A 10,978-nucleotide genomic window follows, 5' to 3' on the forward strand; every position below is an offset into this window, starting at 1 on the left:
CCGCTGGCGCGGTCGGTACCACCCATTCCCCCCGGCCGCGCCTCGCCGCCATCCGCGCGGATGATGGCGGCGAGTTCCTGCAGGCGCTCGACGCGCCGCGCCGCCAGCACCACCCGGGCACCGGCGCGGCCGGCCACGCGGGCCAGGTGTGCACCGATGCCGCTGGAGGCGCCGGTGACCAGCACGGTACGGCCGCTCAGGGAAAACAGCGAAGTGGAAAGCGGTGAAGCTGGGTTCATGATTCTGTTCCTGGTGTCTAGTGGGCCCGCAGCGCTGTACGGCGCTGCAGGCCGGGTTCGTCAGATACGTTCGACAGTGGTTTTGCCCGCAGCCACCAGGCGTTCGAGCAGCGGCGCCGGGGTGAACCACATCTGGCCGTAGTCACCAAGGGTCTGGCGGAAGTAGCGGATGCCGGCCAGTACCCGGTCAAGGCCAATTTGCTCGGCGTAGTGCATCGGGCCGCCCAGGTGGGCCGGGAACCCGTAGCCGTTGATCCACACCAGGTCGATGTCGCTGGCGCGCAGGGCAATGCCTTCATCAAGCAGCTGGATGCCTTCGTTGATCAACATGAACAGGCAGCGGTCGTGGATTTCCTTGGCGTCCACCGGACGACGCGGAATGTGCAACTCGCCGGCCAGGCGTTCGGCCAGGGCAACGACTTCATAGTCGTTATGGCGCTGACGCCCTTCGTACTGATAAAAGCCGCGGCCGGTTTTCTGCCCGTAACGGCCCAGGCTGTACAGCTCGTCACCGAGACGGCAGTAGCTGTCGTCGTGGTCAATGGCGGCGCGGTTGGCGTCACGAACAAGGAAGTTCACGTCGACACCGGCCAGGTCGAGCATGGTAAACACGCCCATGTTCAGGTCGAGGCCGGTCAGCACGTCGTCGACCTGCGCCGGGGTCGCGCCTTCAAGCACCAGGCGGTGGGCTTCGCGGGCATAGGGTTCGAGCATGCGGTTGCCGATAAAGCCGAAGCACACGCCAGAGACCACCGGGATCTTGCCGATGGTACGGCCCATCTTCAGCGTGGTGGCCAGGACATCAGGCGCCGTTTCCCGGGCGTTGACCACTTCCAGCAGGCGCATGACGTTGGCCGGGCTGAAGAAGTGCAGGCCGATGACATCCTGCGGCCGCGCGGTGACAGCAGCGATCTGGTCAACATCCAGCGATGAGGTGTTGGTCGCGAGGATCGCCCCCGGCTTGCACACCCGGTCAAGCTGGCGGAACACGTCCTGCTTGATCGTCAACTGCTCGAACACCGCCTCGATCACCAGGTCGGCATCGGCCAGGTCGGCATAGTCGAGGGTGCCGCTGAGCAGCGCCATGCGCTGTTCCAGCTGTGCCTCAGTCAACTTTCCGCGTTTGACGCTGATGGCGTAGGTCTGGCGGATGTGCGCCAGACCACGGTCCAGGGCATCGCCCTGGCGCTCCAGCAGGGTTACCGGGATACCGGCATTGGCAAAGTTCATGGCGATACCGCCGCCCATGGTGCCGGCACCGATGACGGCGACCTTGGCGATCGGGCGCAGCGCAGTGCTGGCGTCGATGCCGGGTACCTTGCCGGCCTCGCGTTCGGCGAAGAACACATGGCGCAGGGCTTCGGACTGACGTGAGGCCTCCGCCTGCTTGAACAGCGCCAGCTCGCGGGCCAGGCCTTGCTCCAGTGGCAGCAGGCAGGCAGCCTGTACCGCCGAAAACACCAGGCGTGGCGCCAGGCGGGTTTTCCAGCGCGGCTCCTGCTCTACGCAGTAGCGCTCGAAAAAGTCGGCTTCCAGGTCTTTGGCGGGCTCGGCAAAAGGCTCGCGTGGGCGCACCGGGGCAGCGCTGGCAATCAACTCGCGGGCATAGTCGCAGGCGCTGGCCAGCAACTGCTCGGGGCTGGCCGCGAGACGGTCGAGGATGCCCAGCGCCAGGGCGCGATCAGCCGCAACCTGGGCGCCGCTGATCATCATGTCCAGGGCGGCCGGCACGCCGATCAACCGTGGCAGGCGTTGGGTACCGCCGGCACCGGGGAGCAAGCCGAGGTTGATTTCCGGCAGGCCGACGCGGGTGTTCGGTTCACCGATGCGGTAGCCACAGGCAAGCGCCAGTTCCAGGCCGCCGCCCAGCGCCAGTTTGCCGATGGCGGCGATCACCGGCTTGTCGAGACGGGTAAGGCGTAGCAGCAGGCCGGGCAGGGCGGGAGCGGCAAACGACGCCGGGCTGCCGAACTCGGTGATGTCGGCGCCGGCGCAGAACAGGCTGTTGGCGCCATGGATGACGATGGCGCGCACCGAAGGGTCGCCATTGGCACGTTCGCAGGCTTCAAGCAGGGCAGCGCGCAGCGGTTGGCCGAGGGCGTTGACCGGTGGGCGGGCGAGGCCGATCAGGGCCAGGCTGTCGTCCACCTGATAGGTGATCAGGGAATGCATGGTGACTCCTTGTAGAGCACTGATGATGAGGGTCTCAGAACCATTGGTCCTGCATGTCGGCGCTGGCGCGGTTGGCGCTGGCGAGCAGGCGCGCCTGGGCGTCGATGCCGGCCAGTTCCCAATCCATGTAGTAGCGCGCCGCGTGCAGTTTGCCGTTGTAGAAGTCCGCTTCACTGTCGCTCGCACCATTGCTCAGGGCCCGGCTGGCGACCAGCGCCATGCGCAGCCACAGCCAGCCCACCAGCACGCGGCCGAACAGGTCCAGGTACGGCGTGGCGTTGGACAGGCCGCGGTTGGCATCGGCAGCAACCTGGGCTAGCAGGTTTTCAGTGACATCCTGCAAGCGGTCCAGGGCGCCACCGAGCAGATAGCCCAGCGCGGCGCAGCGGTCGTCGCGTCCGGCCTGGCTGAGGGTGCGGCGCACCTGCTCACAGAACAGACGGTAACCGGACCCACCGTTCTGCTGCAGCTTGCGCCCGAGCAGGTCCAGGCCGTGAATCCCTTCGGTACCCTCATGGATGGGGTTCAGGCGGTTGTCCCGGTAGTACTGCTCCAGCGGGTATTCGCGGATATAGCCGGAACCGCCCAGCACCTGCACGCCAATGTCCGAGGCAATCACACCGTACTTCGAGGGGTAGGACTTGACCATCGGGATCAACAGATCAAGCAGCTCGCCGGCATCGGTACGGGCCTGTTGCTCGGAGGCGGTATGGGCATCTTCATAGAGGCTGCTGGCATACAGGCACAGCGCCAGGCTGCCTTCAGCGTAGGTTTTCTGCTGCAGCAGCATGCGCCGCACATCAGCGTGTTCGACGATGCGCACTTGTGGTGACAACGGGTCCTTGGCGCCAGGCAAGCGACCCTGAGGGCGCTCGCGGGCATAGTCCAGGGCATGAATGAAGCTCTGGTAGGCCAGGGACGAAGCGCCCAGCGCCACACCGATACGCGCCTCGTTCATCATCTGGAACATGTACGACAGGCCTTTGTTGGCTTCACCCACCAGGTAGCCGACTGCGCCTTCCTGCTCACCGAAGTTCAGCACCGTCGAGGTGGTGTTGCGGTAGCCGAGCTTGTGCAGCAGGCCGGCCAGGGCCACGTCGTTGCGTGCGCTGCGGCGGCCGTCGCTGTCGATCAGGAACTTGGGCACCAGAAACAGCGAGATGCCACGGGTACCGGCCGGTGCGCCCTCGATCCGCGCCAGCACCATGTGTACGATGTTGTCGGTCAGTTCATGGTCGCCACCGGAAATGAACATCTTCTGCCCGAACAGACGGTAGCTGCCATCACCGGCCGGGCGGGCGAGGGTACGCAGGTCGCCCAGGGCCGAGCCCTGGCCAGGTTCGGTCAGGGCCATGGTGCCGCTGAAACGGCCATCGAGCATCGGCGGCAAAAAGCGCTCGCGCAGGACGTCGCTGGCAAAACTCTTGACCAGGTTGGCGGCGCCAATGGTCAGGAACGAGTAGGCCACCGTGGCGATGTTGGCAGCATTGAAGTAAGCCATGCTGGCGCGCAGGATGACTTCCGGCAGCTGCAAGCCACCGTCCTCGGCATCATGGTGGGCGGCGAGGAAGCCGGCTTGCGCAAAGGCATCCCAGGCCGCTTTGGTTTCGGGGATCAGGTTGATCTTTTCGCCGTCGAAGGTCGGCTCCTGAGCATCGCCTTTGTGGTTGTGCGGGGCGAAATACTCGGCGGCGATACCCCGGGCGGTGTCCAGGGTGGCGTCAAATACCGCCCGGTCATGCTCGGCATAGCGCGGGCGCTGCAACAGCGCCTCGGTGTCGAGCAGTTCGTAGAGCTGGAAGCTCAGTTCGCGTTCGTTGAGCAGGGCGTCGGTCATGGTGGTCTCTCGCACAGGGCCTGGCGCAGGGAAGGCCAGTGGAATGTGTTCGGCAGTAGTAGAGCCCACTGCCGGGTCTGGCGCGCCACCCCTTAGGGGTGGGGCCAGAAGGCACGTCGGACGTACCCGGGGCAGTCCGGGCGGGCAGGGCTCAGAATTGCCCGTCGTCCATTTGCAGGACCGCGTCGGCGCCTTGCACCACGACGCGCGACAGGCTTTCTACCTGCGGTAACAGGTGGTCGGCGTAGAACCTCGCGGTCAACAATTTGCCGCGATAGAAGTCCTGATCGCTGCTGCCGGCCTTGAGCTGGCGCTGGGCGACCAGCGCCGAGCGGGCCATCTGCCAGCCACCGGCAACGATGCCGAGCAGTTCCAGCAGCGGCACAGCGCCGGCCGCCGCGCGGGCGGGCTGGGTGGCGAAATGACTGACGATGAACTCGACACTGCTGTTGAGCGCCACCAGCGCGCGGGCCAGGGCACTGGCGTTGGCCTGCAACTGTGGATCGTCGGTCCAGGCCAGTTCTTCCATCACCCGGTGGATGTGCTTGCTCAACTGGCCGATGGCCGCGCCGCCGTCACGGGCAATCTTGCGGCCGCTCAGGTCGGCCGCCGGGATGCCGGTGGTGCCTTCGTACAGGGTGGTGATCCGCGCATCGCGCAGGTGCTGGGCCGCACCGGTTTCTTCGATAAAGCCCATGCCACCATGAATCTGGATGCCCAGCGAAGCGATATCCACGGCGTTTTCGGTACTCCAGCCCTTGACCACCGGGATCATCAGGTCGACCAGGGCCTGCGATGCCTGGCGCTGCGCCGGGTCCGGGTGGCGCTCGGCACAGTCCATCGCCGCCGCCACTTCACAGGCCAGGGCACGCATGGCTTCGGTGCGTGCTTTCATCGACAGCAGCATGCGCCGCACATCCGGGTGGCGGATGATGGCCACGTTGCTGCGGTCTGCCGCGCCGATCTCGCTGCCCTGGATACGCTCGCGGGCATAGCTGCGGGCCCGCTGGTAGGCCCGTTCGCTGAGCCCGACACCTTCAATGCCGACACTGAAACGGGCGGCGTTCATCATGATGAACATGTATTCCAGCCCGCGATTCTCTTCGCCCACCAGCCAGCCGAGGGCGCCTTCGCGGTCACCGAAGGCCAGCACCGCCGTCGGGCTGGCATGGATGCCCAGCTTGTGCTCGATGGACGCACAGCGCACATCGTTGCGCGCGCCGACGCCGCCATCGGCCTGTACCAGGAACTTCGGCACGACAAACAGCGAGATGCCTTTGACCCCGGCAGGTGCGCCCGGGGTGCGGGCCAGCACCAGGTGGACGATGTTTTCGGTGAGGTCATGCTCGCCGTAGGTGATGAAGATTTTCTGGCCCTTGATGCGGAAGGTGCCGTCGCCCACCGGCTCCGCACGGGTGCGCACCGCGGCCAGGTCCGAACCTGCCTGGGGTTCGGTGAGGTTCATGGTGCCGGTCCATTGGCCGCTGATCATCTTTGTCAGGTAGGTTTCTTTCAGGTAGGCCGAACCACGCAGTTCGATGGCCTCGATGGCACCACGGGTGAGCATCGGGCACAGGCCAAACGCCAGGTTGGCGCCGTTCCACATCTCTTCCACCAGTGCCGAGACCACCCGCGGCAGACCCTGGCCGTCAAACGCCGGGTCGCAGGACAGCGCGTTCCAGCCGCCGTCGATGAAACGCTGGTAGGCCTCACGCCAGCCCGGGCTGGTGGTCACTTCACCGTCGCACCAGCGCGCGCCCTCGCGGTCGCCCGGAACGTTCAGTGGCGACAGGACACCGTGGGCGAACTTGCCGGCTTCACCGAGGATGGCGTCGACCAGGTCGGCGTCCAGGTGCGTGCAGCCAGGCAAGGTCCTGACCTGGTCGAAGTGGCCCAACTCGTTGAGCACGAACTGCATGTCGCGCAGCGGCGCGTGGTATTCACTCATGGCTGGATCCTGGCCCGATGTTGTTGTGGCTCATGAAAACTCCTGAAGGGTGCTTGTCTGGGAACGCTATGGCAGAGAGTTCAACAGATTGGACACGCGCAGGCGCCCACCCCGGTCGGGTGGGCCGCGTTCATGAACCATTTATCCCAGGCGGGTCGATCAGCTTCGGCCCTCTTGCAGCAGTGCCTGTACCAGCCAGCCGAGTGCCCGGTCCTGTCCGCGCTGCGCGAGATACACCAGCTCCAGTTCGAAGGCCTCCAGGGCAAAGGGCACATCGTGCAGTTGCAACGGCAGCAACGTGGCGAAATAGCGTGCCATCTGGGTCGGCAACACCACGCACATATCGCTGGTCACCACCAGATGGGCCGCTTGCAAGTAGTTCGGGGTGGTGTAGACGATCCGCCGTGCCAGCCCTTGCTCGGCCAGCCACTGATCGACCATGCCGCGGGTCTGGCCGCCGTGAACCCACAGGTGACGCAAGCCGAGGAAGGTCTCGAGGTCCAGTGTGCCGCTGACCTGTGGGTGGTTCCGGCGCATCACCACCTGCAAGGTTTCGCGGCGCCAGTGCTGACGGGCAAAACGCGCGGGAATCTCGTCGAAGCGACCCAGCACCAGGTCGAGGTGGCCACGATCCAGGGCCTCGACCGGCAGGCTGGGGGCCAGCGGGCTGATGTCCAGGCGCAGGTTCGGCGCGCTGTCCTGCAAGCGTTGCAGCAACCCGGGCATGCACCACTGCTCGACAAAATCAGTCATGGAAATACGGAAGATCTGGCGGCTGTGACGCGGGTCGAAGCACTCCCCGGCATTCAGCGTCTGTTCGATCTGCTGCAGCGCCGAACGGATCGGACCTTCAAGGGCAAGGGCTTTGGGGCTTGGCTGCATGCGACGGCCTACGCGCACCAGCAAGGGGTCGTCGAGGAGCTCGCGCAGACGTGCCAATGCGTTGCTGACGGTGGGCTGGCTAAGCGCCAGGCGTTCGGCGGCGCGTGAAACATTCTGCTCGCGTAACAGCATGTCGAAGATGCGCAGCAGGTTGAGATCGAACGTAGATATATTCACTTGGCAAATATCTGGCATCTGAAAATGAAATTTCTCAAATACTAGGTGGCTGCTTAGGGTGTCGGCAATCGTTCTTTCTCGGTGTGATTATTTAGAGTGGGGTAATGCTGTGAGCAACGGATCCGAAGTACCGCAAGCAGTTGTCGTTGCCGTAGAGGGCAGGGTATGAACTATCAGGCCCCTCTGCGCGACATGCGATTTGTGCTGCACGAACTGTTTGACGTGACTGGGCATTGCCAGCAACTGGGTAATGGCCTGGACCGCGAAACCATCGATGGTGTACTGGACGAGGCGGCACGTTTTGCCGCCCAGGTAGTGGCGCCGCTCAACCGCAACAGTGATGAGCAGGGTTGTCGCTTACAGGATGGCGAGGTGATCACACCGACTGGGTTTGCCCAGGCGTACAAGCTGTACGTCGAGCAGGGCTGGGCGAGCATGACCGGGCCGCTGGCGTTCGGCGGCCAGGGCTTGCCGCAAATGGTGTCGGCGAGTTTTCACGAGATGCTGATGAGCGCCTCGTTGTCGTTTAGGGTGTACTCGGGACTGACTGAAGGCACCGTTGTGGCGCTGGCGCGACACGGCTGTGACGCGCTCAAACAACGCTACCTGGCGCCGCTGGTCAGTGGCGAGTGGACCGGCACCATGTGCCTTACAGAGCCGCAGGCCGGTACCGATCTGGCGCTGCTGCGGACCCGCGCGCAGCCACAGGACGATGGCCGCTACTTACTGAGCGGCAGCAAGATCTTCATCAGCGGTGGCGAGCAGGATCTGACCGAGAACATCATCCACCTGGTGCTTGCCCGCTTGCCTGATGCGCCACCTGGCATAAAAGGGATCAGTCTGTTTCTGGTGCCCAAGCGCCTGGTCAACGCCGATGGCACGCTGGGCGAGCGCAACGCCGTGAGCTGCGGGGCACTGGAACACAAGATGGGGATCAAGGGTGCCTCCACCTGCGTAATGAACTTCGACGGCGCCAGCGGCTGGCTGGTGGGGCAGCCGAACCAAGGCCTGGCGTGCATGTTCACGATGATGAATGACGCGCGCTTCCAGGTCGGTTTGCAGGGCCTGGGCATCGCCGAAGCCGCGTTCCAGGGAGGCCTGGCGTACGCCCGCGCACGTTTGCAGTCGCGGGCGATCAGTGGCCCGGTGGCGCCGGAGAAACCCGCCGATCCGATCATCGTGCACCCGGATGTGCGGCGCATGCTGTTGATCCAGAAAACGCTCAGCGAAGGTTGCCGCATGCTCTCGGCCTATGCTGCCCGGCAACTGGATCTTGAACATTACACCGGTGATGCGGCGCAACGCGAAGCCGCTTGCCGGCGAGCGGCGTTACTCATTCCCATGGTCAAAGCGTTTTTCACCGACTGTGGCCAGGAAGTCGCCAGTCTTGGCGTGCAGCTGTATGGAGGCCACGGTTACATTCGTGAATGGGGCATGGAACAGCTCATGCGTGACAGCCGGATCACCCAGCTGTACGAAGGCACCAATGGCATACAGGCTCTGGACCTGATTCGTCGCAAACTGCTCGGGGATGGCGGTAGCGAACTTAACGCACTGATCGATGAGCTGGCCACTGCGGTAGCCCAGGTGAAATCACAGACGGCGATGGCCGAGCAGGTAGCCATGCGGTTGCAAGAGTGGCGGACGTTGGCGGGCACCGTCTTGCTCGCTTGCCGGAGGGACCCGGAAGAGATCGGTGCGGTGTCTGTCGACTTTCTCGCCTATTCGGCCTATGTGATGCTGGCAGCGCTGTGGTTGCAGGCGGCAGAGCGCGCCAGTCAGGTACTGGCAGCCGGATCCGGGGAGCCGGAGTTCTATCAGGCCAAGCTGCAATCGGCAGACTTCTACCTGCGCCGGGTACTGCCGCGGGCCGGCGCCCATCGCGAGGTGCTGCTGGCAGGGGCCGGGTGCCTGATGGCCTTGCCGGCAACCGACTTCGCGTTCTGAGGTCGCCACGGTCACCGGGGCTGGCATGGCGCCTCGGTGATTTCACTGCGCTTTCTTCTGCTGCTGCAAAAAGTCCTGCACCAGGTTGGAACGGTCGAACGACTTGGCCGGTTGCACCGGCGGGTATTCGGCCAGGGTCTTGAGGTGGGCGCCGATCAGTTCGCCCATCGGCGCCGAAATCCACGAAGACTTCTGGATCAGCTGGCCATAGGAATCCTTGCTGTCGTAGCTCTCGAACGGGTCGCTGCGCAGGTTGAACATCAGCGGCGCAAAGCGCGGTACCAGTTGCGCGTAATAGTCCTCCTTGGTCGAGAAGTGCAGTTTCCAGGGACCCATGCGCACGGCGGTCAACTTGCTTTCGATGTAGTAGAGGATGCTGGTGCGTTTGCTCGCAGGCGACTTGCCGGTCCAGTAGTCGAGGTTGTTGATGCCGTCGATGTACTGTTTCTTTTCTGCTTTCATCCGCTCGGCAACGTCCGGCACGCCGGCGGCGGCCGCCAGGGTGGTGAACATGTCCTGGTGCGCCTGGATACCGTTGAGGATCTGCCCAGGCTTGATCACACCGGGCCAGCGCAGCATCGAGGGCACGCGCACGCCGCCTTCGTAGGTGGTCATTTTCTCGCCGCGAAACGGCGTGGTGGCGCCATGCGGCCAGGACGAGTGCTCCGGACCGTTGTCGGTGGAGTACCAGACGATGGTGTTGTCATCCAGCCCCTGGTCCTTGAGGAAGGCGAGCACCTGGCCGATGTCATGGTCATGCTGGAGCATGCCGCTGCCCTGGGTATCGCCTTCGTGGGTGTATTGCGCGGCGGCATGGCGCCATTGCTCGTTGAGGTGGGTGTAGAGGTGCATGCGGCTGGTGTTGAGCCAGACGAAAAACGGCTTGTCCTGCTGTTGCGCCTTGCGCATGAAGTCCAGGGCCATGGGGATCACTTCGGCGCCGTCGAAGTCTTCCATGCGCTTCATCGTCAGCGCGCCGGTGTCTTCGATGGTCTGCTTGCCGATCGGGCCGAAGCGCGGGTCGACCGTGGTGTCGTCCTTGTCAGTCGCGTAAGTGTGCAGCACGCCGCGGGTCTGGAATTTTTTCGCAAAGGCCTGCGGGCCGCCGGGGTAGTCCTTGGCGTAGTTCTGGTAGTCGGTGTATTCCTGCTGCTCTTCGGTGTTGAGGTGGTACAGGTTGCCGAAAAACTCGTCGAAACCGTGCACCGTCGGCAGGTTGGGGTTGTTGTCACCGAGGTGGTTCTTGCCGAACTGCCCGGTGCTGTAGCCGGCGCTTTTGAGCACCTCGGCAAGGCTTGGCGAAGCGGCTTGCAGGCCGAGTTTGTCGCCCGGCTGGCCGACAGTGGTCATGCCGGAGCGGATCGGGTACTGACCGGTGATGAACGCAGCCCGGCCTGCAGTGCAGGAGGGTTGCGCATAGTGGTCGGTAAACCGGATGCCCTGCATGCCGATGCTGTCGATGTTCGGCGTGCTGTAACCCATGGTGCCCATGCCGTAGGCGCTCACATTCTGCCAACCTATGTCGTCGCCCCAGATCACCAGGATATTCGGCTTGGCGGTCTGGGCATGGCTAATGGGGGCGAGCAGCACCAGGCAGGCGAGGGCCATGGCCCGTTTCAGGTGTTCGATCATCATCCGTCTCCTTTTTATTGTTATGCAGGTCAGCTCGCCCTGGGGGGGGGGAGCGCCCCGGGGGGGGGGGCGGGGGGGGGGGTGAGGGGGGGGGCCCGGGCTGGGGGGTTTACAGCGCCACCGTCCCGGGCCCCGGGCGCGGCG

Annotated in this window: 7 protein-coding genes; 1 reads left to right on the forward strand and 6 read right to left on the reverse strand. The window is 64.4% G+C overall.

The features are described 5' to 3' along the window. The 5 genes from I5S59_RS25980 to I5S59_RS26000 form a co-directional block, all read right to left on the reverse strand. A partial coding sequence (locus I5S59_RS25980; RefSeq protein ID WP_197879125.1) for an SDR family NAD(P)-dependent oxidoreductase occupies positions 1-239 on the reverse strand: 239 nt, incomplete at its 3' end. A gap of 60 nt (positions 240-299) precedes the next feature. Next, on the reverse strand, positions 300-2,411 hold the full coding sequence (locus I5S59_RS25985; RefSeq protein WP_197879126.1) for a 3-hydroxyacyl-CoA dehydrogenase NAD-binding domain-containing protein: 2,112 nt from the start codon (positions 2,409-2,411) through the stop codon (positions 300-302). A 34-nt stretch (positions 2,412-2,445) separates the two neighbouring features. Continuing rightward, complete coding sequence (locus I5S59_RS25990; protein WP_197879127.1) at positions 2,446-4,248, reverse strand: acyl-CoA dehydrogenase; 1,803 nt, start codon at positions 4,246-4,248, stop codon at positions 2,446-2,448. Positions 4,249-4,399: 151 nt separating this feature from the next. Then, a complete protein-coding gene (locus I5S59_RS25995; RefSeq protein WP_197879128.1) occupies positions 4,400-6,196 on the reverse strand; it encodes an acyl-CoA dehydrogenase in 1,797 nt (598 codons plus the stop codon). A gap of 159 nt (positions 6,197-6,355) precedes the next feature. Then, the gene (locus I5S59_RS26000) at positions 6,356-7,273 is read right to left on the reverse strand and encodes a LysR family transcriptional regulator (protein WP_197879129.1); all 918 of its coding nucleotides are present in this window, start codon (positions 7,271-7,273) and stop codon (positions 6,356-6,358) included. 147 nt (positions 7,274-7,420) lie between these two features. Between I5S59_RS26000 and I5S59_RS26005 the strand changes: the two genes are divergently transcribed. Next, positions 7,421-9,202, forward strand: a complete 1,782-nt coding sequence (locus I5S59_RS26005) for an acyl-CoA dehydrogenase C-terminal domain-containing protein (protein WP_197879130.1) — start codon at positions 7,421-7,423, stop codon at positions 9,200-9,202. A gap of 42 nt (positions 9,203-9,244) precedes the next feature. On the opposite strand, the gene I5S59_RS26010 is transcribed toward I5S59_RS26005, so the two are convergent. Continuing rightward, positions 9,245-10,834, reverse strand: a complete 1,590-nt coding sequence (locus tag I5S59_RS26010) for an arylsulfatase (RefSeq protein WP_197879131.1) — start codon at positions 10,832-10,834, stop codon at positions 9,245-9,247. Positions 10,835-10,978: the final 144 nt, after the last annotated feature.

The organism is Pseudomonas alkylphenolica (genome assembly GCF_016009175.1).
Taxonomy (GTDB): domain Bacteria; phylum Pseudomonadota; class Gammaproteobacteria; order Pseudomonadales; family Pseudomonadaceae; genus Aquipseudomonas; species Aquipseudomonas alkylphenolica_B.